Raw genomic sequence first — 22,474 nt, forward strand, 5'->3', positions numbered from 1 at the left:
GGCGGCGCTATGGTACGGCACCTGCGACCAGAGACAACGGACTTCCTGGACCGCGCCCCGCTGAGACTGCTCTTCTCCGCCCTGCTGGCGGCGCCGCCCGAGGCGGTCTTCCGGGAGCTGGCGGAGGTTCCGGAGGGGTGGCCGCGCTGGTTCCGCCAGGTCGCGTCGGTGGAGTACGTGGGCGATCCGCCGTACGGGCAGGGCAGCTGCCGCCGCGTCCGGCTGATCGGCGGCGGCCGGTTCGTGGAGACGGTGCTGGTCCAGGAGCCGGGGCGGCGCTTCGTCTACCGGGTGGAGGAGACCAGTGCGCCGGGCGTGCTGGCGCTGCTGGAGGAGTGGCGGCCGACGCCGTCCCCGTACGGCGGCACCCGGCTCCAGTGGACGGTGGCGCTGGACGCCCGGCAGCCGCTGCGGGCCGGCTGGGGCGCCACCCGGCCGCTGCTGGCGCGGGCGTTCCGGCGGGCGGCGCGGCGGCTGGACGCCCGGATCGCGGGCGCCGCCGCAGCTCACTGACCGGCCGTCAGCCGGTGGACCGTCAGCCCAGCCAGTCGCCGCCGGCCAGGAAGCGGTCGAGCACGGCGGCGTACGGGGCGATGTCGATGCCCTGCTCCGCGAGCCAGTCGTCGGAGTAGTACTTGTCGAGGTAGCGGTCGCCGGGGTCGCAGAGCAGGGTGACCAGGCTGCCGCGCCGCCCGGCGGCGCGCATCTCGGCGACGATCTTGAGTGCGCTCCACAGCCCGGTGCCGGTGGAGCCGCCCGCCCGGCGGCCGAGCACCGCTTGCAGGGTGCGCACGGCGGCGACCGACGCACCGTCAGGGACCCTCATCATCCGGTCGATGGCGCCCGGCACGAAGCTGGGCTCGATCCGGGGCCGCCCGATGCCCTCGATCCGGGAGCCCCGGTCGCAGCGCACACCCAGGTCGCCGCTCACCCAGCCGTCGAAGAAGCAGGAGTTCTCCGGGTCGGCCACGCAGATCCGGGTGTCGTACTGCTGGAAGCGCACATAGCGGCCGATGGTGGCGGAGGTGCCGCCGGTCCCCGCCGTGGCGACGATCCAGGCGGGCTCCGGGTAGCGCTCCATCCGCAGCTGGGCGTAGATCGACTCCGCGATGTTGTTGTTGCCGCGCCAGTCGGTGGCCCGCTCCGCGTAGGTGAACTGGTCCATGTAGTGGCCGCCGGTCTCCGCCGCGAGCCGGGCGGAGACCTCGTACACGGTGCGGGGGTCGTCGACCAGGTGGCAGGTGCCGCCCTGGAACTCGATCAGGCTGATCTTCTCGCAGCTGGTGGTGCGCGGCATGACGGCGATGAAGGGCACCCCGATCAGCCCGGCGAAGTACGCCTCGGAGATGGCGGTGGAGCCGCTGGACGCCTCGATGACCGGCTTGCCGGGGCGGACCCAGCCGTTGCACAGGGCGTGCAGGAAGAGCGAGCGGGCCAGCCGGTGCTTGAGGCTGCCGGTGGGGTGGGTGGACTCGTCCTTGAGGTAGAGGTCGATGCCCCAGGTGTCGGGCAGCGGGAAGCGCAGCAGATGGGTGTCGGCGGAGCGGTTGGCGTCCGCCTGGACCTTGCGCACGGCCTCCTTGAGCCAGGCCCGGTACGCGTCGTCGGAGCGGTCGACGTCGGCGGTCGCCACCGCCCGGTGGTCTCCCGGGTCGTCTGCCATGCCGTCTGCCATGCCGTCGGCCTCCTGGTGGCTTCGGTGGGTCGCTGCGACTCCATCCGGTCGGAGTCATAGCGTAACAGTTGATCACCATAAGTGACTGTTACCTACGACCCATGCGCCCCTTATGCAACCCCCCGCACTCCTCATGGCCCACTTGGGGTGGCCCACCCCCGGCCACCGGCCCGTTTCCGCCGTGCGCTCCCCGGTGCAGCATCGCGCCCGCGCGTGCGCAAGTTGCGGAACCCCGGCACCGGGGAGAGTCTTGTCATCATCGCGTTCCGTTGCGACCCAGACACTCTGCGCGTTCGGGAGTCAAGCAGCGCGCAGCCGGCCCCACCTCGGAGGGAGTCGTCGCGTCATGGAGGATCGGGTCAGGAAGTACGAACTGCGGCTGACCGCAGTCCCGAACCGCTTCGAAGCCGTGCGCCGTATCACCTCGGCGCACCTCCGGTACTGGAGATTCGCCCCGCTGGTCGACTCCGCCCTGCTCGGCCTCACCGAGCTGCTGGCCAACGTCCACCAGCACGCCCGCGGCAGCGGGGAGTGCGTCCTGGAACTCAGGGCCACCGCCGACCGCCTCACCGTCTCGGTACACGACACCGACCCGACGCCCCCGGTGGCCCGCGAGGCCGACCTCTGGGAGGTCAGCGGCCGGGGGCTGGCCATCGTCGCCGCGCTCAGCAAGGAGTGGGGCTCCGACCCCGAGCCGCGCGGCGGCCTGGGCGGCAAGGTCGTCTGGTTCTCACTCGGCGCCGACCCGGTGCTGCCGGAACCGCCCACCGCACCCCCGGCCCGCCGGGCGGTCGCCCACCAGCGGGTCACCGTGGACCCGTTGGTGCCCGCCGCTTCGGTGCGCACCGCGCTGCCGCCGCCGGCCGGCGGCGAGGCCGGCCCGTACGAGCCGGAACTGCCGGACCGGGCGTACCCGGTGGCCGTACCGCAGCACTGAGCCGGCGCAGACGGCGACACCGCACCACAGACCACCGGCCGGGCAACGGGCGGCGGACGACCCCCAGGGGCCGCCCGCCGCCCGTCCGCATGACCGGGGCGGGCCGTCGCGACCGTCGCGAAGCCCCGGGAATGAAAATGACAACCATGTCGCTATAGTGGGCATCCCGCACCGCAGGAGGGAGTCCACCCGCATGGCACGCAACGACATCCGCCCGATCATCAAGCTCCGGTCGACGGCCGGCACCGGGTACACCTACGTGACCCGCAAGAACCGCCGCAACGACCCCGACCGGCTGACGCTGCGCAAGTACGACCCGGTGGTCCGCCGCCATGTGCCGTTCCGCGAAGAGCGCTGACCCCCGCGCCACCCCGACGACCCCAGCCCGACGACCCCGCCCGACAACCCCGGCCCGACAACCCAGGAGGCTGCACCGTGAAGCCCGGCATCCACCCCGAGTACCGCCCCGTCGTCTTCCGCGACCGCACGGCGGACTTCGCCTTCCTGACCCGCTCCACCGCCACCAGCGACCGCACGGTGGAGTGGCAGGACGGCAACACCTACCCCGTCGTCGACGTGGAGATCTCCTCCGCGAGCCACCCGTTCTACACCGGGCGCAGCCGGGTGCTGGACACGGCGGGTCGCGTGGAGCGCTTCGAGCGCCGCTACGGCCGGCGCTGACCGGTTCGCCCGGGGGTCGCCGCAGTCGCGGCGGCCCCCGTTCATGCTGCGGCAATGCAAGCGCTCAGCTGTCCATCGAAGAGTCACTCCCCTGCAAATCCTTCGTCACAACCGAGTGGCAGCCTTGGAGTCAAAGGAAGACCCGAGGAAGGAACCGCAATGAGTGAGCTTTCCCTGCTGTTCACTGTCGCCAAGACCCTGCCCGGCGCCGACACCGGAGCCGGCACTCCGCCCCGCATCCCGGGCCACGAGGCCGACCGGCTGGCGAGCCTGCCGGCCGCCCCGGCGACCGGCCGGGCCGCCGCCAAGCCCGCCGCACGGCGGCGGCGCGGCAGTACCGGGCGCGGCCTGCGCGCGCTACTGCCGGCCCGGTCCGCCGCAGCGCCGCCGGCCTGACGACCGGGGCGGCAGTGCCGCCCCGGTCACAGGTGGCCGATTGCGGCCGCACCAGCCATTGAGAGCGCTCTCAGTGATCCGCTACCCTCCTGGCTCCGGCACCATTCCGAGTCGCCGGAACACCAGGAGGACCACCGTGGACAGCCTCACCAAACGCCGACCGCCGCAGCAGCAGCTCCAGGCGTGGCTGCATGGCGCCCTGGGCCCGCAGGCCGTGATCGCGGAGAGCACCGAGTGCACCGACGGCTGGTTCAACGCCGTGTACGCGATCACCCTGGCGGACGGCCGCGAGTGCGTGGTCAAGGTCGCCCCGGCGCCCGGGTTGAAGCTGCTGCGCTACGAGGTGGACCTGCTGCACACCGAGGCGCACTTCTACCGGCAGTCGGCGGGGACCGGCATGCCGCACGCCGAGCTGCTGCACGCCGACCTGGATGAGGGGTTCCTGCTGCTGGAGCGGTTGCGCGGCAAGCCGCTCGAACACGTCCGCGAGGGCATGTCCCCGGCGGTGCTGGCAGGCGTACGGCACCAGTTGGGCGCCGCCGCCGCGCGGCTGCACACCGCCACCGGACCGGCCTTCGGCTATCCGCGCCGCGACGGGCACACCCGGTCGGACAGCTGGCGCACCTCGTTCCTGACCATCATCGACGACATCCTCACCGACGCCGCCGAGCTGGGCACCGAGCTGCCCGCGCCACCCGACCGGATCGCGGAGCTGATCGGCCGTCACGCGGACGCGCTGGACGAGGTCACCCGGCCCTCCCTGGTGCACTTCGACCTCTGGGACGGCAACGCCTTCGTCCTGCCGCAGCCCGACGGCTCCTGGCGGCTGGAGGGGATCATCGACGGCGAGCGGGCCTTCTACGGCGATCCACTGGCCGAGTTGGTCTCGCTGGCGATGTTCATCGACCCGGAGGACTCGCCCGGCCTGCTGGAGGGCTACGCGGAGGGGGCCGGCGCCCCGCTGGTGCTGGACGGTCCGGCCCGGCGCAGGCTGGCGCTGTACCGGATCTACCTGGACCTGATCCTGGTCACCGAGGGGGCGACGCGCGGCTTCTCCGGCGAGGAGCATGACGGTATGCGACGTTATGTGCTGGGGTTGCTGGATGGGGAGTTGACGGCATTGGATGCGACACGCCGTCACAAATAGTACTAATTGTGGCCCTATCTCCCTAGACTGGCATCCCCGACCGAGGGAGGCGCCATGTCCGCACCGGTTTTCCGCGACGTACCGTCAGCCGAGGGATGCCTCTGCCCCTCGTGCAGCGCGGTCCGCCTGGCCGCCAACGTGCGCCGGCTGCGCCGGGCCGGGCTCGGCGGCGGCCGTGGGCACTCCCCACTGCGGCCGGTGGTGACCGTCGCGGCGGCCGGGGCGGCGGCGGGCTCGGCGCTCGGCGCGGCGGGAACCGCGCACGCCGCGCCGCCGCCCACCCCGGCCGACCTGCCGGGCGCCACCGACCTGCCGGGCGCCACCGACCTGCCGGGCGCCACCGATCTGCCCGCCCCCACCGATCTGCCGGGCACCACCCGGCCCGTGGTGCTGGGCGCGGGCGGCACCGGTGCGGCCCGGCCCGCCGCCCTGGAGCTCACCCGGACCGAGATCCTGGCTCGGGCGGCGGGCTGGCTGGGCTCCGCCGTCCCGTACAGCCAGTCCGGCTACCGCGACGGCTACCGCACCGACTGCTCCGGCTTCGTCTCCATGGCCTGGGGCCTGAGCGGCAGCGCCTGGACGGGCAACCTGGCCGACTTCGGGGTGCCGATCGCCAAGGACGACCTGGCGGCCGGCGACATCCTGCTGTTCCACAACCCCGACGACCCGGCCAACGGCTCGCACGTGGTGCTGTTCGACCACTGGGCCGACACCGCGCACCGCACCTACGTCGGCTATGAGCAGGCGCCGCCGCACACCCTGCGGCGCACCATCCCGTACGGGTACTTCACCCACGCCACGCAGTACCGCGCCTACCGCTACCGGCATCTGGTCGCCGGGGACGGCTCCGGCAGCTCCTTCCCCGGCGCGGCCTCGTTCGGGCCGGGCGCCGACAACCCCGACGTCACGCTGCTGGGCTCGCTGCTGGTGGCCCGGGGCGGCGGGCGGTTCTACCCCGAGGGGCCGGGGTCCGCCTGGAGCGAGGCGGACCGGGCGGCCACCGCCGCCTTCCAGCGCGCCCAGGGCTGGCAGGGCGACGAGGCCGACGGACTGCCCGGCCCGGACACCTGGCGGCTGCTGGTCACCGGGCGCGGCCGGGACATCCCCGCCGACGAGGTGCCGCCCTTCCCGGGCGCCGAGTCCTTCGGGCCGGGCCGGTCCGGTGACCCGGTGCTCGCGGTCGGGCGGCAGCTGGTGGCGCGCGGCTACGGGAACCACTACCGGGTGGGGCCGGACCCGGTGTGGACCGAGGCGGACCGGCTCAACGTACGGGACTTCCAGCACGCCCAGGGCTGGCACGGCTCCGAGGCCGACGGACTGCCGGGCCCGGACACCTGGTCCCGGCTGTTCGGCTGACGGCCGGCGTGGGGAAGGCTGGGGGGATGCTCATCATCGTCGGCGGCCTGCCCGCCACCGGTAAGACGACCCTCTCCCGGCTGCTCGCCCGGCAGCTCGGCGCCGTCCACCTGCGCATCGACACCATCGAGCAGGCGATCGTCCGCTCCGGTCTGGCCCGGCAGCCGCTGGGACCGGCCGGGTACGCGGTCGGCTACGCCCTGGCCGAGGACCAGCTGCGGCAGGGGCTGGACGTGGTCGCGGAGTCGGTGAACCCGCTGGCCGTCACCCGCGACGCCTGGCGCGACACCGGCCTGCGGGCCGGGGTGCCGGTGGCCGAGGTGGAGCTGGTCTGCTCCGACCCGGCCGAACACCGCCACCGGGTGACCAGCCGCACCCTGGACATCCCCGACCTGCGCTCCCCGACCTGGGACGAGGTGGTCCACCGCCCGTACGAGCCATGGGAGCGCGACCACATCGTGCTGGACACCGCCGCCCGCACCGTCCCGGACTGCCTGGCCGAACTCCGGCACCGGCTCGCCGCCCTGACTGCGAACCAGGCCCCGGACCAGGCCCCGGACCAGGCGGCGGACTGCGGCCCGGCCGATCCCCGACGGCGCCGACCGTCCGGCCCCGGCACGGGCCGTCAACCGGGTGCGGCGGCCGACAGCGGGTCGTCCAGGTAGGGCTGCCAGGCCAGTTCGGCGGCGCCGGTCAGGTCGGGGCGGTCCAGGGCGGCGGCGAGGACCGGGATGCTGCCGCTGCGGCCCCAGAGCGAGCGGCGGGCGAGGGCTTCGGGCAGCCGTTCGGGGGCGGCGGCCAGCAGGTCCTGGTGGAGGCCGCCGAGGACGACCCGGTCCGGGTTGAGGATGTCGACCAGTCCGGCCAGGCCGATGCCCAGCCGGTCCGCCACCAGGTCCACGGCGGCGCGGGCGGCCGGGTCGTGGGCGGCGGCCCGGGTGACGGTCCGGGCCCGTTCCAGCAGGGGTTCCCCGGTGTCGGGGGGCAGCCCGGCGGCGGCCAGCAGCGCTGGCGGGTCCGCCTCGACGTTCAGGCAGCCGCGCCGGCCGCAGGGGCAGCGGCGGCCGCCCGGCGCGACCAGCAGCTGCCCGACCTCCAGCGCCAGCCCGGCACTGCCGGTGTACAGCCGACCGTCCACCACCAGCGCGCCGCCGACGCCCCGGTGCCCGGAGGTGACGTACAGCAGGTGCCGGGCCCCGCACCCGGCGCCGTGCCGGTGCTCGGCGAGCGCCGCGAGGTTGGCGTCATTGGCGACCCGGGCGGGCAGCGGGCCGTACGGGGTGGGGGCGGCGCGGGCCAGCCGCGCGGCGAACAGTTCCGCCACCGGGGCGCCGCTGGGCCAGTCCAGGTACATGGCGGCCGGCGCGGTGCCGTCCGGTTCGGTGACCGGGGTCGGTACGGCGAGCCCGGCGCCCAGACAGCGCCGGGGGCTCGCGGCCACCAGGCGGGCGCCCGCCTCCGCGACCGCGCGCAGCACCCGCCCGGGGTCGCCCGGGTGGGGCAGCGGCAGGTCGACCGGCTCCCCGACGGTGCCGCCGAGGCCGGCCAGCGCGACGGTGAAGCCGTCGGCGTGGATCTGCGCGGCGAGCACCACCGGGCCGGCCGGGTCGACGGCCAGCCGGTGCGAGGGCCGGCCGCGGCCGCCCCCGGCGGGCCGGGAGTCGACGGTGACCAGCCCCAGTGCCGCCAGCTCCGCCGCCACCGCCCCGGCGGTGGCGCGGGTGACCGCCAGCGCGCCGGTGAGCGCCGAGCGGGTGGGGGCCTGACCGGTGTGGATCAGGGCGAGGGCGGGCCCGAGCAGGGTGCGGCCCCGGTCCGGAGCGGGCCGGGCGGCACGGCGCGGTGGGCCGGGCAACGGTCTTGTCGGCGTGTGCGGCACGCCCCTATTCTGTCTTTGTGCCGCCATTGAACAAAATACCTGTCAGCCCGGACTCCGATCCCCTGCGGCGCATCCTCCGGGGCCGCATCCGATCCGCTGCCTCCGCCCGGCCCGCAGGAGCCGCCGGCACCCCCGCGACCACCGGGTCCGCCTGGACGCCGCTGCGCATCCTCATCACCGTCTTCTTCGCCACCGACGGCTTCCTCTTCGCCGCCTGGGTGGTCCGCGTCCCCGCCGTCAAGGCGCAGGTGCACGCCTCCCCCAGCGCCCTCGGGCTCGCCCTGCTCTGCATCTCCGGCGGCGCGGTCGCCACCATGGCCGTGGTCGGCCGGCTCTGCGTGCGCTACGGCAACCACCCGGTCAGCGTCGGCTCCGCGCTGCTGCTGAGCATCGCCGTCGCCCTGCCCGCGCACGCCCACACCGTGGTCGCCCTCGGTGCGGCGCTGCTGCTCTTCGGCGCCGGGTACGGAGCGCTGAACGTCGCCATGAACAGCGCCGCCGTGGACGTCGTCGCCGCCGTCCGACGCCCGGTCATGCCGACCTTCCACGCCGCGTACAGCCTGGGCGCGCTCTGCGGCGCGGGCGTCGGCGGGCTGCTGGCCGACCGGCTGACCACCGCCTGGCACCTGGGGCTCGCCGCCCTGTTCGGACTGGCCGTCACCGCCGTCGCCGGGACCCTGCTGCTCCGTACGCCGACGCCGGTCCGGACCACCGTACGGAACGAGGCCACGGCCACCCGCTCCGGCAACCGGCAGCTCCAGGTGCTGGTGGTGCTGCTCGGCCTCACCGCGCTCTGCACCTCGTACGGCGAGGGGGCGCTGGCCGACTGGGCGGCGCTGCACCTCACCGACGACCTGCACACCGGGGCGGGGCTGGCGGCGGCCGGGTACGGCGCCTTCGCGTTCGCCATGACGGCGGGTCGGCTCGGCGGCACCTGGCTGTCGATGCGGTTCGGGCAGAGCCGGGTGATGATCGGCGGCGGGCTGCTGGCCTGCGCCGGGATGCTGACGGCCGCCCTGGCGCCGTCGGTGCCGCTGGCCCTCGGCGGCTTCGTCCTGGTCGGCATCGGCCTGGCCAACACCTTCCCGCTCGCCATCGCCCGCGCCGGGGCGCTCACCGGGCCGCCCGGCGTGGCCACCGCCTCCACCCTCGGCTACGCGGGCATGCTGATCGGCCCGCCGGTGATCGGCTTCCTCGCGGACGGCTTCGGCCTGCCGACCGCCCTCACCACCGTGGCCGCCCTGGCCGCCGTCGCCGCCGCCATCGTGATCGGCACCGACCGCAGCCCCGCCGCCCGCCAATCCCCCTGACGCTCAGCCTCGCACCCCCACCCACCCCGGGGCGCGAGGAACTGCGCGACCAACCCACCACCCCCGCAGAACACCACCCCCACAGCACCCCCCACCACCCCAAAAGCACCCCGCCCCGCCCCCGGCCTCAGCATCAACCCCCCGCCGCCCCCTCCTCCCCCTCGGCCTGCCCAGGCAGACGCAGATCCCACCCCACCAGCGCCCGCAACTGCTCCGCCGTCACCCCCTCCGGCACCGGCCGAGGCGGCGCCGTACGGATCGGCGGCTCCCACCCCTCCTCCGGAGTCCACCGCCGCACCACCCTGGCCGGCGCCCCGGCCACCACGCTGTGGTCGGGAATCTCTCCCCGCACCACCGCCCCCGCCGCCACCACGACATTGCGCCCGAGCCGGGCCCCCGGCAGGATCACCGCGCCGGTGCCGATCCAACTGCCGGACCCGATCTCCACCGGCTCGTTGCGCGGCCACTGCTTGCCGATCGGCAGCTCAGGATCGCGGTACTCATGGCCCTGGTCGGTGATGTAGACACGCGGGCCGGTCCACACGTCGTCGCCCAGCACGATCGACTGGTGGCCCACGATGTGGCTCTCCCGCCCGATCACGCAGCCCCCACCGATCCGTACGATCGGCTCCGGACCCAGGTCGAGGCCGGGCAGGAAGCCCGCCGACAGGGTGACCTGCTCACCGATGATGCAGAACGGGCCCAGCTCGATCCACTGCTCGTTGAAGACCGTGCCCAGCGGGAACGCCAGCCTGGTGCCGTCCCCGAGCCCGCCGAAGCGGTACGGACCGGGCCGGTCCGCCGAGACCGACCCGTGCTCCTGGACCCAGCGCCAGCCACGGTGGACCAGCCGGCCGGCGACGCGCCGGCCATGCGCGCGGGCGGCCGAGAGCAGAGCGTGGGAGAACGGCATGCCGCACACGGTAACCGTCGCGGGGCCGCCCGGACCGGTCGGGGGAGCAACCTCACACGCCCCCGCCGGCCCCGGCCCGGTCGGCCCAGCGCACCGTCCAGGACGCACGCCCGCTGCCGCACCCCGCGCCCCCGGCGCGCGCTGTCGTCGGTGAGCAGACCGGCCGGCCCCGGGCCAGGTCCGGGGCGGTCTCCCGTACGCCGGGCGTCCGCCCGTCCGCGCCGAGGAACTCCACGGCGGTCACCCGCAGCCGGCGGCGGGTGGCCCGGCTGCGGTCCTGCCACGGCGTGCGGTTGGGCCGGCCGGTCATCGGGTTCGGTGCCTGAGCCGCCGTCAGCCCACCCAGGACGGCACCCGGCGCTCCAGGAACGCCGTCATGCCCTCCCGGGCCTCCTCCGAGCCGAACAGCAGCGCCGACTGCGCCACCCGCTCCTCGCCGTCCCGGTCGAAGGAGCGCAGCACCTCCGCCGCCACCAGCCGCTTGGACTCGGCCAGGCCCTGCGGGGACGCCTTGCGCAGCCCGTCCAGGATCGGTTCCAGCGCCTGGCCGGTGTCCTCGGCGGCCAGGGTCAGCAGGCCGATCCTGGCCGCCTCCGCCGCGTCGAAGGTCTCGCCGGTGAGGTAGTAGCGGGCGGCGGCGCGCGGCTCCAGCTTGGGGCGCAGCGGCAACGAGATCACCGCCGGGGCCAGGCCGAGCCGTACCTCGGTGAAGGCGAAGCTGGCGGCGGGTCCGGCAACGGCGATGTCGCAGGCCCCGAGCAGGCCCAGGCCGCCGGCCCGGACGTGTCCGTCGGCGCGGGCGATCACGGGCTTGGGGCACTCCACCACGGCCCGCAGGATCTCGACCAGCCGGCGCGGCCCGGCGGTGGGGTCGCCGGAGGTGGCTTCGGAGAGGTCGGCCCCGGCGCAGAAGACCTTGCCGGTGTGGGTGAGGACGACGGCGCGGACGGCCGGGTCGGCGGCCGCGTCGGCGAGGCCCTGCTCCAGTTCGGCCATCAGGCGGGCGGACAGGGCGTTGCGGTTGTGCGGGGAGTCCAGGGTGAGGGTGGCCACGGCCGCCTCGACCGTGAGCCGGACGAGGCGGGCGGTGCTGCTGGGGTCGGTCATCGCGGAGGGCCTTCCGTGCCGGCGTCGTTGCCTGCGTGGTCGCGGTGGTGCTGCTGCTGCCGGTGCCACCGCCGGGGTCCGGTCCGCGCCGCGCGTGGGCCCGGGGCCGCCCACCCGGCCGCACATGTGATCACCTGCTGGGAGGTGAGCGTACTCCCCGCCCCCAGCCCGAGCGGAGCGGCCCGGCCCCCGTACCGCACGCCGGCCGCCGGTCAGCGCGGCGGGTAGCCGACCACGTTGACCGGTACGGTGTCGGTGCCCTGCGCCGGGTCGCCGTAGTCGTTGACCACGTGCTCGATCACGCCGTCACCGTTGAGGGAGACGGTCAGCACGTCGTGCAGCCTGACGCCCCGGGTGACCGGGACCTCGAAGCCGCAGGCGGCGTGGATGGACGGGTTGACGTTGAAGAAGCAGTAGCTGCCCAAGCCCCACGCCTCGTGGGTGCGGACCGAGTCCGCGACCTTGTACGCGGCCCAGCCCTTGACGCTGCGGTGCGACCAGGCGGCCTGGGTCGGCGGGTCGTACGGCATCTCGTTCTGGAAACTGCCACCGGCCACCCGCCGCCTCGGCGTCACCTGGTGCCACGGGATCGCCGCCGACCCCGTGCGGCTGCACGCCTGGGTACAGACTGAGGACTGCGCCCCGGCCGCCGAACCGCCCTCCACCGGGGACTACACCCCCGTCCTCACCCTCGGAGCCCGCCATCACCGCCAGCCCTGAACCGACCATCTGGGTCCGCGACACGATCTGCGGCCTCGGCCCCTACCGCGCCGACCTCGTGGAGACCTACTGGCGCTGGGAACAGGACCCCGCTCTGCTCGTCGGCTACGGCCGCCAGCAGCCCGAATCGCTGGAGGCCCGCACCGAGGGCATCGCCCACCAGCTCCGCGGCGACAACATCCGCTTCACCGTCTACGACCTCACCGGAGGCGCCCCGGTCCCGGCCGGGGTCACCACCCTGCTGCCCGACCCGGCGGTCCGCACCGCCGAGTACGTCGTGATGCTCGCCCCCGAGGCCCGCAGCAAGGGCCTCGGCACCGCCGCCACCCGCCTCACCCTTGATTACGCCTTCCACATCACCAACCTGCGGATGGTCTGGCTCAAGGTCCTCGCCCCCAACAAGCCCGGCATCCGTGCCTACGAGAGGGCCGGCTTCCGTACCGTCGGCACCCTCCGCCAGGCCGGCTACTGGCTCGGCCGGGTCTGCGACGAGCTGATCATGGACACCCTCGCCACCGAATTCACCGGCCCCTCGGTCATCACCCCCCTGCTTCCCGCATAGCAGCCGCCGCACCGCGCGCATCGGACGCTGACCTGCGCCAACGACCGGAGGCCGGCAGTCGAAGCCCCCGGCCGTCAGCCTGACGGCCGAGGAGAGGGGCCGGCACTTCGTCGACTTCCTCGCCCCGCTGGTCCCGCTCGACAGCCCGATGTCGAGCGCGCTGCCGCGGGAGCGCCCGAAGTGCGGGGCCGGGGCGCTGTGCTGCCCGTACGCCGTTCTGGCCGGGGTTCAGTAGGAGCGGGGGAGGCGAAGGGTGTGCTGGGCGACGAAGTTGAGGATCATCTCGCGGCTGACCGGGGCGACCCGGCCGGCCCGGGAGACGGCCAGCAGGGCGGCGAGGCCGTACTCCTGGGTGAGGCCGTTGCCGCCCAGGGTGTGGACGGCCTGGTCGACGGCGTGGGCGCCGGCTTCGGCGGCGGCGTACTTGGCCATGTTGGCGGCCTCTCCGGCGCCCGCGTCGTCGCCGTGGTCGTACAGGTGGGCCGCCTTCTGCATCATCAGCCGGGCCAGCTCCAGTTCGATCCGGGCCTGGGCCAGCGGGTGGGCGATGCCCTGGTGGGCGCCGATGGGCTGCTGCCAGACGGTGCGGTCCCGGGCGTAGTCGACGGCCTTGCCCAGGGCGTGCCTGCCGATGCCGACCGCGAACGCCGCCGCCATGATCCGCTCGGGGTTGAGCCCGGCGAACAGCTGGAGCAACCCGGCGTCCTGGTCCCCGATCAGCGCGTCAGCGGGCAGCGCCACGTCGTCCAGGAAGACCTGGTACTGGTACTCGGGGGAGACGATCTCCATCGGGATGCGGCGGTACTCCAGCCCCGGCGCGTCCACCGGCACGGTGAACAGGGCCGGCCGGAGCCGGCCGGTCCTGGTGTCCTCGGTGCGGCCGACGACGAGTACGGCGTCGGAGCCCTCGATGCCGGAGACGAACACCTTGCGGCCGGTCAGCCGCCAGCCGTCCGGGGTGCGGCGGCCGACGGTGGCCAGCCGGTGGGAGTTGGAGCCCGCCTCCGGCTCGGTGATCGCGAACGCCATCCGGACGCTGCCGTCCGCGAAGCCGGGCAGCCAGCGGCGGCGCTGCTCCTCGGTGCCGAAGCGGGCGATGATGCTGCCGCAGATCGCGGGCGTGACCACCAGCATCAGCAGCGGGCAGCCCGCCGCGCCCAGTTCCTCCAGCACGATGGACAGTTCGTAGCAGCCGGCCCCGCCGCCGCCGTACTCGACCGGCAGGTTGACGCCCAGGTAGCCGAGCCGCCCGGCCTCCCGCCACAGCTCGTCGGTGCGCTCCCCCGCGCGGGCCTTGCCGAGGAAGTAGTCGAGCCCGTAGCGGCGGCCGAGCGCGGCGACGGCGTCGCGCAGCGCCCGGCGCTCGGCGGACTCGCTGAACGCGGACTCCTGGAAGGTGCTGCCGGTGGCGGTCATGCCGCTGGTCCCTCCTGCGAGACGGGGCGAGACGGGGCGAGACGAGACGGGGCAGGGCGGGGCGAAGCGGGGCGGGGCGAAGCGGGCTGCTCACTGCGGTCCGTCGTCGGGGGCGTCCGCGCGTACGACGGCCAGCAGCGCGCCGAGTTCGACCTGCTGGCCGGGCCGGACCCGCAGCTCGGTGACCGTGCCCGCGCCGGGGGCGGTCACCCGGTGCTCCATCTTCATCGCCTCCAGCCAGAGCACGGCCTGCCCCGCCGCCACCGGCTCGCCCTCCGCCACGGCGACCCGCAGCACGGTGCCCGGCATCGGTGCGAGCAGCGAGCCGGGGGCGGTGGGCGCGGCGGGCGCGGGGAAGCGGTCGACGGCGGTGAGCACGGCGGCGCCGAGCGGCGAGTCGACGTGGACGGTGCCGCCGTACCGGGCGACCAGGAAGGCGCGGCGGACGCCGCCGGTCTCCAGCACCACCCGGTCCGGCGCGGCCTCGACCGGCCGAGTGCCGGGGTGGTCCTCGACCCGGAGTCCGTCGCGGGTCCAGTGGTAGCGGATGTCGTACGCGGCGTCGGCGCCCCGGTACCGCTTGCGCTGCGGCGCGGCCGGGACGTTGCGCCAGCCGCCGGGCAGCCCGCCGAGCACGGGCGCGGCGGCCCGGTTGGCGGCGGCGTCGGCCAGGGCGGCGGCGAGCGCGGCGAGCGCTTCGGCGTCCCGGGCGGCGGCCGGGCGGTCGAGCAGGTCGGCGCGGTGCTGGTCCAGGAAGCCGGTGTGCACCGCCCCGGCGAGGAAGGCGGGGTGGCGCAGCACCCGGACCAGCAGGTCGCGGTTGGTGGCCGGGCCGTGGATGCGGGCGCGGGCCAGTGCGGCGGCGAGCCGGCGGGCGGCCTCGGCGCGGGTGGGCGCCCAGGCGACGGCCTTGGCGAGCAGGGCGTCGTAGTGGACGCCGACGGTGGAGCCGTCCGCGACGCCGGAGTCCAGCCGCAGTCCGGCGTCGGCCGGGCCGGTGGTGAAGTGGGTGTCGACGCCGGGGAGTTCCAGCCGGTGCAGGGTGCCGGTCTGCGGCTGCCAGTCGCGGGCCGGGTCCTCGGCGTAGAGGCGGGCTTCGACGGCGTGGCCGCGCAGCGCCGGGGGCCGGTCGGGCAGTGCGGCGCCGTCCGCGATCCGCAGCTGCCAGCCGACCAGGTCCAGGCCGGTGACGCACTCGGTGACGGGGTGTTCGACCTGGAGCCGGGTGTTCATCTCCAGGAAGGAGAACCGCCCGTCCGGGGCGAGCAGGAACTCGGCGGTGCCCGCGCCGGTGTAGCCGATGGCGCGGGCGGCGCTGCGGGCGGCGTGGTGCAGCCGCTCCCGTACGGTGTCGGGCAGGCCGGGCGCGGGGGCCTCCTCGACCACCTTCTGGTGGCGGCGCTGCACCGAGCAGTCGCGGTCGCCGACGGCCCACACGGTGCCGTGCGTGTCGGCGAGCAACTGCACCTCGACATGGCGGCCGTGTGCCACATACGGCTCGCAGAAGACCTCGGGGTCCCCGAAGGCGGCGGCGGCCTCGGCGCGGGCGGCGGTGAGCGCGCCGTCGAGCGCGGCCAGCTCGCGTACCACCCGCATGCCGCGCCCGCCGCCGCCCGCCGCCGCCTTGACCAGCAGCGGCAGGTCGGCGGCGGTGGCGGTGGCCGGGTCGACGGCGGCCGGTACCGGCACGCCCGCGTCCGCCAGCAGCCGTTTGGCGCGGGTCTTGGAGCCCATGGCGGCCATCGCGGCGGGCGGCGGTCCGATCCAGGTCAGCCCGGCGTCCAGTACGGCGCGGGCGAAGTCGGCGTTCTCGGAGAGGAAGCCGTAGCCGGGGTGCACCGCGTCGGCGCCGGCCGCGAGGGCGGCGGCCACCAGCAGGTCGGCACGGAGATAGGTGTCGGCGGGGGCGGCGCCGGGCAGCCGGACCGAGGCGTCGGCCTCCCGGACGTACGGCGCGTCGGCGTCGGGGTCGGCATGGACGGCGACGGTGGCGATGCCCCTGTCGCGGCAGCTGCGGAAGATCCGGCGGGCGATCTCGCCCCGGTTGGCGACCAGCACTGAGGTGATCATCGCTGGGTCCCTCACATCCGGTAGACGCCGTAGCCGCGCGCGCCCGCCACCGGCGCGCTGTGCACCGCCGACAGGCAGAGCCCGAGCACCGTGCGGGTGTCGCGCGGGTCGATCACCCCATCGTCGTACAGCCGCCCGGAGAGGAACATCGGCAGCGACTCGGCCTCGATCTGCTGCTCCACCATCGCCCGGACCGCCGCGTCGGCGTCCTCGTCGTACGGCTGCCCCTTGGCCGCCGCCGACTGCCGGGCGACGATGGACAGCACCCCGGCGAGCTGCTGCGGGCCCATCACCGCCGCCTTGGCGCTCGGCCAGGCGAACAGGAAGCGTGGGTCGAAGGCGCGCCCGCACATGCCGTAGTGCCCGGCGCCGTAGGAGGCGCCGATCAGCACCGAGAGGTGCGGCACCCGGCTGTTGGCGACCGCGTTGATCATCATCGCGCCGTGCTTGATAATGCCGCCCTGCTCGTACTCCCGGCCGACCATGTAGCCGGTGGTGTTGTGCAGGAAGACCAGCGGGATGTCCCGCTGGTTGGCCAGCTGGATGAACTGGGTGGCCTTCTGCGACTCGGCGCTGAACAGCACCCCTTGCGCATTGGCCAGGATGCCCACCGGGTAGCCGTGCACGGCGGCCCAGCCGGTGGCCAGGCTGGTGCCGTACAGCGGCTTGAACTCGTCGAAGTCCGAGCCGTCCACCACCCGGGCGATCACCTCGCGCGGGTCGAACGGCACCCTGAGGTCGCCCGGCACCACGCCCAGCAGCTCGTCCTGGTCGTACAGCGGCGGCGGGGCGTACGGCGCCGGGTCCCGGCCGTGCTTGTCCCAGTGCAGCCGGGCGACGACCCGGCGGGCCAGCCGCAGCGCGTCGGGCTCGTCGGCGGCGAGGTGGTCGGCCAGCCCGGAGGTGCGGGCGTGCATCTCCGCGCCGCCGAGCGACTCGTCGTCCGACTCCTCGCCGGTGGCCATCCTCACCAGTGGCGGCCCGCCGAGGAAGACCTTGGAGCGGCCGCTGACCATGATGACGTGGTCGGACATGCCGGGGATGTAGGCGCCGCCGGCGGTGGAGTTGCCGAAGACCGCGGCGACGGTGGGGATGCCGGCGGCGGAGAGCCGGGTGAGGTCGCGGAAGAGCGCGCCGCCGGGGATGAAGACCTCCTTCTGGCTGGGCAGGTCGGCGCCGCCGGACTCCACCAGGTTGATCAGCGGCAGCCGGTTGCGCAGCGCGATCTCGTCCGCGCGCAGCGCCTTGCGCAGCGTCCAGGGGTTGCTGGCGCCGCCGCGTACGGTGGGATCGTTGGCGGTGATCACGCACTCGGTGCCCTCGACGACGCCGATGCCGGTCACCAGCCCGGCGCCGACCGGGTGGTCGCTGCCCCAGGCGGCCAGCGGGGAGAGTTCCAGGAACGGCGCGTCGGGGTCGAGCAGCAGCTCGATGCGTTCGCGGGCGAGCAGCTTGCCGCGCCCCCGGTGCCGGGCGACGTACGCGGGTCCGCCGCCGCCGACGGCCTTGGCGTGCTCGGCGGCCAGGTCGGTGAGCCTGGCGAGCATGGCGGCGCGGTTGGCGGCGTGGTCGGGTGCGCCGGGGTCGAGCGCCGAGGCGAGCACGGTCACAGCAGCACCTCCGGGATGTCCAGCGGGCCGGCTGGGCAGCCGCTCTCCCCATGGCCTTGGGACGTCACTGCCGTCCGACAGGGCAGCCTGGCAGCACCACCGGAAGGAAGCAAGCATGCCGACGGCCGGTCGGGGGCCCGGACGAGGCGGACGGACCCACTCCGGATCGGCTGCCGAAACGGTACGCTTCGGCCGACCGGTCCGCAGTGAACGGACCGGCCCTCCCCCGGACACCGGTCCCGCCGACAGCGACGTCAGCGCGACTCCCCGCAGATCGGGGGACTTTTTTTACGCCATGATTCAACTCTTGGGGTTAAGCTGTCCCCAGGCTTTCGACAGGGGCCCGCAGACCGCAGACGCCACAGGGAGAGACAGCTGATGCCGGAACGCACCCTGCAGACGGTCCGCGACCTGCGACGGTCGAACCGGTCACTGTTGCTTCGACGCCTGTACTTCGGCGGCCCGCTGAGCCGCCAGGAGCTCATCCACACCACCGGCCTCAGCGCCGCCTCGGTCAGCAATGTCGTCACCGACCTGATCGAGGACGGTCTGGTGGTGGAGGCCGGAGCGCTGGAGTCCGAGGGCGGCCGGCCGCGCATCCTGCTCCGGGTCAACTCCGCCGCCCTGCATGTGATCGGTGTCGACGTCGGTGAGACCCGGGTGCGGGTCGAGTTGTTCGGCCTCGACCTGGAGGAGATGGCCGGTACCGACCTGCCGCTCGACCCGGACGGCTTCACCGCCCCCGAGGTCGTCGCGCGCATCCGGGCCGGGCTGGAGACCGTCACCAGCACGGCCGTCGCGCCGCCCGGCACGGCGCTGCTCGGCATCGGGATCGGCGTCCCCGGCGTGGTGCAGCACTCCCCCGACGCGGTGGTGCACGGCCAGACCAACGGCTGGGACGCGGTGCCGCTGGAGCGGATGCTGCGCGAGGTCACCGACCTGCCGCTGTTCATCGACAACGGTGCGGTCACCATGGGCCAGGCGGAGATGTGGTTCGGCGCCGGGCGCGGCTCGCGGAACACCGTGGTCGCTCTGATCGGCTCGGGTGTCGGCGCCTCCGTGGTCACCGCCGGGGCACCGTACCGGGGCTCCACCAGCAGCGCCGGGGAGTGGGGCCACACCACCATCCAGGTCGGCGGCCGCCGCTGCCGCTGCGGATCGCGGGGCTGCCTGGAGGCGTACATCGGCGCCGAGTCCGTGATCTCCCGCTATCTGGAGGTCGTCGACGACCCCGCCGTCCGGGACGCGCCGGACGAGGAGTCCGCGCTGACCGCGCTGCTGGAGCGCCGGGGCACGGACGCCGCCGACACGGTGCTGGACGCCACGGCCGTGCACATCGGGGCCGGGGTCGCCAATCTGATCAACCTGTTCAACCCCGAGCGGATCGTGATCGGCGGCTGGGCGGGGCTGATGCTGGGGGACACGCTGCTGCCGCGCATCCGCGAGACGGCCCGCGAGTACGCGCTGCACCACCCGTTCTCGCAGACCAGGATCACCCTCGGTGACCTCGGTCCGGACGCGGTCACCCGGGGCGCGGCGACCCTGCCGGTGGCGCACTTCATCGCAGCGGGCGGCAAGGAGGTCCGCACCGGGACCACCGCCGAGTCGCCGGTCGGCGGCTGACCGGCGGCGACTGACCGGCGGCGGCTGACGGTCGGCGGCTGACCGTCGCGGGCCGACCGGAGCCGACGGCCGCGCGGATGGCACCGCGACCGGTTCCGACCCGGGGGCGGGTCGGAACCGGTCGCGGGCGGCCGGGGTCGAACTGTCAGTGCGTCAGAAGGTGGAGCAGGTGGCCCCGTTCAGGGTGAACGCGGTCGGCACCGGGTTGGTCGAGCCGTAGGTGCCCTGGAAGCCGAAGCTGGTCGAGGCGCCCGCGCCCAGGCTGCCGTTGTAGCCGGCGTCCTTGGCGGTCACGGCGGTGCCGGACTGGGTCAGCTGGGTGTTCCAGGCACTGGTGATCTTCTGGTCACCGGAGGCGTAGGTCCACTTCAGCGTCCAGCCGTTGATCGCGCTGCTGCCGGTGTTCTTGACCGCCACGTCGGCGGTGAAGCCCCCGGGCCACGAGCTGCTGACCTTGTACGACACCGCGCACGCACCGCTGCTGGGCGGGGTGGTCGGCGGCGTGGTCGGCGGGGTGGTGGGAGGCGTCGTCGGCGGGGTGGTCGGCGGCGTTGTCGGGGGCTTGGTGGGCGGGGTGGTCGGGGGCGTCGTCGGCGGGGTGGTCGGCGGCGTGGTGGGCTGGGTCACCGGCGGGTCGCTCTTGGCGGCGTTGGCCAGCACGTACGCCACGTCCGGCAGGAAGGTGCCGGCCGTGCCCGCGCAGCCGTCCGCCTCACCCGGGGGCTTCACCCACACGAAGGCGTCGATCGCCGGGTCGCCGGTGTTGGCGGTCGGGTACTCGCCCAGGGCGCGGCCGGACGGGTCGCACCAGGCACCGCCGCCCGCCGGGCCGTTGCCGTTGCGGCTGGTGTCCACGATCGCGTGCAGGTTGGACGGGTTGCCCAGCGCGGAGAGGATCGCCTTGTCGAAGTTCACCTCGCTGGAGGTGGTGTTGAAGTTGGAGACGTTGCTGTACACGCCGTCCGCGTTGGTGAGGATGCCCGCGCTGCGCAGCCGGTTGGCCTGCTCGGAGGCGCTGTTCCAGGCGGAGTGGCCGCCGTCCAGGTAGACCCGGGCGGACGGGGAGGCCGCGTGGATGGCCGCACCGGCGCGGGAGAGCGAGGCGAAGCGGTCGCTCTGCTCCTGGGCGGAGAGGCAGGTGGTCAGCGCGATGGAGTCCGGCTCCAGGATGATCAGCGACGGGCCGCTGCCCAGACCGGCGGCGAAGTTGCGCACCCAGGTGTCGTACGAGGCGAGGTCCGGCGCGCCACCGGCGGAGGCGCCGCCGCAGTCGCGGTTGGGGATCTCGTACACCACCAGCACCGGCACCTGGCCCGCAGCGGCGGCGGCCGAGGTCACCTTGCTGACGTCCGAGGTGACCGTGGTGGGCTTGTACGAGGAGAACCAGACGGCCTGCGGCTGGCTGGCGATCCGCTTGGAGATCACCGGCTGCCGGGAGTCGTTCGGGTTGGCGGCGACCCACTTGACGACCTGGGTGGTCGGGTCCTTGTAGAACTGGGTGTCCGCGGCCAGCTTGCCCTGGGTGGCAGCACCTGCGGTGGTCTGGGTCGAGACAAGCATGCCGGTGGCCGCGACGCCTGCGGCCAGCGCAAGCGCTGCCACCCGGCGGGGGCGCAGCCGCCCGGCAGGGGGCGGCGAACCGGCGGCGCGCCGGTGGGGAGCGGGGGGTGTCACAGTCGTCCTCCGTGCTCTCGGGGTGGGAGAGGGCCAGGGGTTGGCGGCAGGCGGCAGCGTGGGAGCGCTCCCGCACGGCCGGAGCCGAGCGTAGCCAGCAATGTCACGTTCATGTAATCCCCTGGGCGACATGAATATCCGACTTCATGGGAGCGCTCCCGCATGTGACTCCTCATCCGCCGCCCCTCGGGCACCCCGTACGACCCCGAAACCGGGCCCGGACCCGCCCACTGCGCGGGCGCCCGCAGACACCCCGGGCAGCCGGTCGGCCGCCGCCCGCTCGGCGCCGGGCGGGCCCAGGGCCGTGGCTTGGTCAGCGCGGGCCCGAGGGCTTCCGACCGGTGCCGGGCGGGCGAGCGGGCGGGCAGCGAGAGCCAGGTCAGGCGTCCAGGGGCCGCCAGGCGGGGCCGTCGCCGTCCCGGCGGACCCGTCCGAACACCACGTCCGCGAAGTGGCCGCCGAAACCGATCGTGTCCGACTCCGCCAGCTCGACGAGGAGCCGGCGGCGGTGGTCGGCGGCCCCGGCCCGGTCCTGGTCGTAGACGCAGGACCATTCGGGGTGGTCCACCTGGATCGGTGAGTGCAGGGCATCACCGAAGGCGATCAGCCGGCTTCCGCCCCCGGTGATGACGTACTGCGCGTGGCCGGCCGTATGACCACCGGTGATCTGCACCTCGACGCCGGGGAAGACCTCCTGACCGCCGGTCACCGTACGCACCCGCGGGGCCAGCGCGGCGATGACCTCCTTGGTCGTACCCCCCGCCTCCAGCAGGTCCCGCCGGGCCCACTCCGGCTCGGCCACCACGTACTCGGCGTGGCCGAACGCCGGCTGGTCACCGCCCGGAACCGGATGCCAGGCCCAGCCGATGTGATCGATGTGCAAGTGGGTGAAGGCCACCGCCTCGATCTCCTCCGGCCTGCGGCCGAGCGCGGCCAGACTGCCCAGCAGCGCGCCACCGTGGATGGTGCCGTTCGGCTGTCCCGGCTCGGCCGGCAGCGACTGCGGGCCGAACCCGGCGTCGATCAGCATCGCGCGGTCCCCGTGCTCCACCAGGAGGCCGCCGATGCTCGCCGCAAGGTGGCCGGACGCATCCAGGTACTCGGGGTGGGCGGCCCAGGTCTCCTCGGTGGTGTCCGGCAGCCAGGCGCGCGGCCTGCCCTGGACGGCCCCGTCCGGTACGTAGGACACCCGCGTATCACCCAGCCGCACCGAGCGGATGCCCGCCGGCCGCCGCAGCCGCCCGTCCTGGCCAACCGCAGAGTTCGCCATGGTCCCCCTCCTCGTTGGGCGTCGGGGGGGGGGGGGCCGCGGGGGGGGGGGCGCCCCCCCCCCCCCCCCAAAAAAAAAAAAAAAAAAAAAAAAAAAAAAAAAAAAAAAGGATCGTCGCCAGGGGGGGT

General features: G+C 74.6%; 22 protein-coding genes and 1 pseudogene. 12 read left to right on the plus strand and 11 right to left on the minus strand.

Translation table 11 applies throughout. The features are described 5' to 3' along the window. The first annotated feature begins 9 nt into the window (after nt 1-9). Entirely contained in the window at nt 10-513 is a 504-nt protein-coding gene (locus ACIQGZ_RS21840; protein WP_402604159.1) for an SRPBCC family protein, read from the plus strand. Between the two features lie 22 nt (nt 514-535). Here the strand turns inward: ACIQGZ_RS21840 and ACIQGZ_RS21845 are convergent, their stop codons facing one another. Next, the gene (locus ACIQGZ_RS21845) at nt 536-1,675 is read right to left on the minus strand and encodes a PLP-dependent cysteine synthase family protein (protein WP_402604161.1); all 1,140 of its coding nucleotides are present in this window, start codon (nt 1,673-1,675) and stop codon (nt 536-538) included. Between the two features lie 346 nt (nt 1,676-2,021). On the opposite strand from ACIQGZ_RS21845, the gene ACIQGZ_RS21850 reads away from it, so the two are divergent. From ACIQGZ_RS21850 to ACIQGZ_RS21880, 7 genes and pseudogenes are all read left to right on the plus strand, one after another. Further along, nucleotides 2,022-2,612, plus strand: a complete 591-nt coding sequence (locus tag ACIQGZ_RS21850) for an ATP-binding protein (RefSeq protein ID WP_402604164.1) — start codon at nt 2,022-2,024, stop codon at nt 2,610-2,612. Between the two features lie 193 nt (nt 2,613-2,805). Continuing rightward, nucleotides 2,806-2,970, plus strand: a complete 165-nt coding sequence (gene rpmG / locus ACIQGZ_RS21855) for a 50S ribosomal protein L33 (protein WP_402604166.1) — start codon at nt 2,806-2,808, stop codon at nt 2,968-2,970. 77 nt (nt 2,971-3,047) lie between these two features. Further along, nucleotides 3,048-3,293, plus strand: coding sequence for a type B 50S ribosomal protein L31 (locus ACIQGZ_RS21860; RefSeq protein ID WP_402604169.1), 246 nt, complete (start codon nt 3,048-3,050; stop codon nt 3,291-3,293). Between the two features lie 159 nt (nt 3,294-3,452). Then, nucleotides 3,453-3,689, plus strand: a complete 237-nt coding sequence (locus ACIQGZ_RS21865) for a hypothetical protein (RefSeq protein ID WP_402604172.1) — start codon at nt 3,453-3,455, stop codon at nt 3,687-3,689. A 136-nt stretch (nt 3,690-3,825) separates the two neighbouring features. Next, complete coding sequence (locus ACIQGZ_RS21870) at nt 3,826-4,836, plus strand: phosphotransferase family protein (RefSeq protein ID WP_402604175.1); 1,011 nt, start codon at nt 3,826-3,828, stop codon at nt 4,834-4,836. Between the two features lie 54 nt (nt 4,837-4,890). After that, nucleotides 4,891-6,192, plus strand: coding sequence for a peptidoglycan-binding protein (locus ACIQGZ_RS21875; RefSeq protein ID WP_402604177.1), 1,302 nt, complete (start codon nt 4,891-4,893; stop codon nt 6,190-6,192). A gap of 26 nt (nt 6,193-6,218) precedes the next feature. Beyond that, nucleotides 6,219-6,716: pseudogene (locus ACIQGZ_RS21880) on the plus strand (AAA family ATPase); the annotation flags it as partial. Between the two features lie 101 nt (nt 6,717-6,817). Here the strand turns inward: ACIQGZ_RS21880 and ACIQGZ_RS21885 are convergent. After that, nucleotides 6,818-8,047 (minus strand): ROK family protein, encoded by a 1,230-nt coding sequence (locus ACIQGZ_RS21885; protein ID WP_402604434.1) that lies wholly within the window; start codon nt 8,045-8,047, stop codon nt 6,818-6,820. A gap of 50 nt (nt 8,048-8,097) precedes the next feature. Between ACIQGZ_RS21885 and ACIQGZ_RS21890 the strand changes: the two genes are divergently transcribed. Continuing rightward, nucleotides 8,098-9,381 carry an MFS transporter gene (locus tag ACIQGZ_RS21890; RefSeq protein ID WP_402604179.1) on the plus strand — a complete coding sequence of 428 codons (1,284 nt, stop codon included), beginning with the start codon at nt 8,098-8,100 and terminating at the stop codon, nt 9,379-9,381. Nucleotides 9,382-9,514: 133 nt separating this feature from the next. Here the strand turns inward: ACIQGZ_RS21890 and ACIQGZ_RS21895 are convergent, their stop codons facing one another. The 4 genes from ACIQGZ_RS21895 to ACIQGZ_RS21910 all read right to left on the minus strand — a co-directional run bounded on the left by ACIQGZ_RS21895 (nt 9,515) and on the right by ACIQGZ_RS21910 (nt 11,958). Further along, nucleotides 9,515-10,294: a DapH/DapD/GlmU-related protein gene (locus tag ACIQGZ_RS21895; RefSeq protein ID WP_402604182.1), complete on the minus strand. Its 780-nt coding sequence runs from the start codon at nt 10,292-10,294 to the stop codon at nt 9,515-9,517. A 52-nt stretch (nt 10,295-10,346) separates the two neighbouring features. Next, a complete protein-coding gene (locus ACIQGZ_RS21900) occupies nt 10,347-10,604 on the minus strand; it encodes a hypothetical protein (RefSeq protein ID WP_402604184.1) in 258 nt (85 codons plus the stop codon). 23 nt (nt 10,605-10,627) lie between these two features. Next, on the minus strand, nt 10,628-11,401 hold the full coding sequence (locus tag ACIQGZ_RS21905) for an enoyl-CoA hydratase family protein (RefSeq protein WP_402604186.1): 774 nt from the start codon (nt 11,399-11,401) through the stop codon (nt 10,628-10,630). Nucleotides 11,402-11,613: 212 nt separating this feature from the next. After that, nucleotides 11,614-11,958 carry a hypothetical protein gene (locus ACIQGZ_RS21910; protein ID WP_402604460.1) on the minus strand — a complete coding sequence of 115 codons (345 nt, stop codon included), beginning with the start codon at nt 11,956-11,958 and terminating at the stop codon, nt 11,614-11,616. Here ACIQGZ_RS21910 and ACIQGZ_RS21915 point away from each other — a divergent pair. After that, nucleotides 11,843-12,121, plus strand: a complete 279-nt coding sequence (locus ACIQGZ_RS21915) for a lasso peptide biosynthesis B2 protein (protein WP_402604188.1) — start codon at nt 11,843-11,845, stop codon at nt 12,119-12,121. The genes ACIQGZ_RS21910 and ACIQGZ_RS21915 overlap by 116 nt on opposite strands. A gap of 25 nt (nt 12,122-12,146) precedes the next feature. Further along, on the plus strand, nt 12,147-12,683 hold the full coding sequence (locus ACIQGZ_RS21920) for a GNAT family N-acetyltransferase (protein WP_402604436.1): 537 nt from the start codon (nt 12,147-12,149) through the stop codon (nt 12,681-12,683). Between the two features lie 228 nt (nt 12,684-12,911). On the opposite strand, the gene ACIQGZ_RS21925 is transcribed toward ACIQGZ_RS21920, so the two are convergent. From ACIQGZ_RS21925 to ACIQGZ_RS21935, 3 genes are all read right to left on the minus strand, one after another. After that, nucleotides 12,912-14,099 (minus strand): acyl-CoA dehydrogenase family protein, encoded by a 1,188-nt coding sequence (locus ACIQGZ_RS21925; RefSeq protein WP_402604191.1) that lies wholly within the window; start codon nt 14,097-14,099, stop codon nt 12,912-12,914. 90 nt (nt 14,100-14,189) lie between these two features. After that, nucleotides 14,190-16,169, minus strand: coding sequence for a biotin carboxylase N-terminal domain-containing protein (locus ACIQGZ_RS21930; protein ID WP_402604194.1), 1,980 nt, complete (start codon nt 16,167-16,169; stop codon nt 14,190-14,192). A gap of 11 nt (nt 16,170-16,180) precedes the next feature. Then, the gene (locus ACIQGZ_RS21935) at nt 16,181-17,779 is read right to left on the minus strand and encodes an acyl-CoA carboxylase subunit beta (protein WP_402604196.1); all 1,599 of its coding nucleotides are present in this window, start codon (nt 17,777-17,779) and stop codon (nt 16,181-16,183) included. A 378-nt stretch (nt 17,780-18,157) separates the two neighbouring features. Between ACIQGZ_RS21935 and ACIQGZ_RS21940 the strand changes: the two genes are divergently transcribed. Then, nucleotides 18,158-19,402, plus strand: a complete 1,245-nt coding sequence (locus ACIQGZ_RS21940; RefSeq protein ID WP_402604199.1) for an ROK family protein — start codon at nt 18,158-18,160, stop codon at nt 19,400-19,402. A 153-nt stretch (nt 19,403-19,555) separates the two neighbouring features. On the opposite strand, the gene ACIQGZ_RS21945 is transcribed toward ACIQGZ_RS21940, so the two are convergent. Both ACIQGZ_RS21945 and ACIQGZ_RS21950 read right to left on the minus strand, forming a co-directional pair. Next, nucleotides 19,556-21,004 carry a glycoside hydrolase family 6 protein gene (locus ACIQGZ_RS21945; RefSeq protein ID WP_402604201.1) on the minus strand — a complete coding sequence of 483 codons (1,449 nt, stop codon included), beginning with the start codon at nt 21,002-21,004 and terminating at the stop codon, nt 19,556-19,558. A 451-nt stretch (nt 21,005-21,455) separates the two neighbouring features. Beyond that, nucleotides 21,456-22,346, minus strand: coding sequence for an MBL fold metallo-hydrolase (locus ACIQGZ_RS21950; RefSeq protein WP_402604203.1), 891 nt, complete (start codon nt 22,344-22,346; stop codon nt 21,456-21,458). Nucleotides 22,347-22,474: the final 128 nt, after the last annotated feature.

This window comes from Streptomyces sp. NPDC092296, assembly GCF_044755465.1.
Taxonomy (GTDB): Bacteria; Actinomycetota; Actinomycetes; order Streptomycetales; family Streptomycetaceae; genus Peterkaempfera.

What these genes read in the sequence shown, in the direction of transcription:
- ACIQGZ_RS21895 (WP_402604182.1), bottom strand. Translation starts at nt 10,294, where the DNA reads ATGCCGTTCTCCCACGCTCTGCTCTCGGCCGCCCGCGCGCATGGCCGG.
- ACIQGZ_RS21950 (WP_402604203.1), bottom strand. Translation starts at nt 22,346, where the DNA reads ATGGCGAACTCTGCGGTTGGCCAGGACGGGCGGCTGCGGCGGCCGGCG.
- ACIQGZ_RS21900 (WP_402604184.1), bottom strand. Translation starts at nt 10,604, where the DNA reads ATGACCGGCCGGCCCAACCGCACGCCGTGGCAGGACCGCAGCCGGGCC.
- ACIQGZ_RS21865 (WP_402604172.1), top strand. Translation starts at nt 3,453, where the DNA reads ATGAGTGAGCTTTCCCTGCTGTTCACTGTCGCCAAGACCCTGCCCGGC.
- ACIQGZ_RS21845 (WP_402604161.1), bottom strand. Translation starts at nt 1,675, where the DNA reads ATGGCAGACGGCATGGCAGACGACCCGGGAGACCACCGGGCGGTGGCG.
- ACIQGZ_RS21905 (WP_402604186.1), bottom strand. Translation starts at nt 11,401, where the DNA reads ATGACCGACCCCAGCAGCACCGCCCGCCTCGTCCGGCTCACGGTCGAG.
- ACIQGZ_RS21875 (WP_402604177.1), top strand. Translation starts at nt 4,891, where the DNA reads ATGTCCGCACCGGTTTTCCGCGACGTACCGTCAGCCGAGGGATGCCTC.
- rpmG (WP_402604166.1), top strand. Translation starts at nt 2,806, where the DNA reads ATGGCACGCAACGACATCCGCCCGATCATCAAGCTCCGGTCGACGGCC.
- ACIQGZ_RS21850 (WP_402604164.1), top strand. Translation starts at nt 2,022, where the DNA reads ATGGAGGATCGGGTCAGGAAGTACGAACTGCGGCTGACCGCAGTCCCG.
- ACIQGZ_RS21840 (WP_402604159.1), top strand. Translation starts at nt 10, where the DNA reads ATGGTACGGCACCTGCGACCAGAGACAACGGACTTCCTGGACCGCGCC.
- ACIQGZ_RS21940 (WP_402604199.1), top strand. Translation starts at nt 18,158, where the DNA reads ATGCCGGAACGCACCCTGCAGACGGTCCGCGACCTGCGACGGTCGAAC.
- ACIQGZ_RS21925 (WP_402604191.1), bottom strand. Translation starts at nt 14,099, where the DNA reads ATGACCGCCACCGGCAGCACCTTCCAGGAGTCCGCGTTCAGCGAGTCC.
- ACIQGZ_RS21930 (WP_402604194.1), bottom strand. Translation starts at nt 16,169, where the DNA reads ATGATCACCTCAGTGCTGGTCGCCAACCGGGGCGAGATCGCCCGCCGG.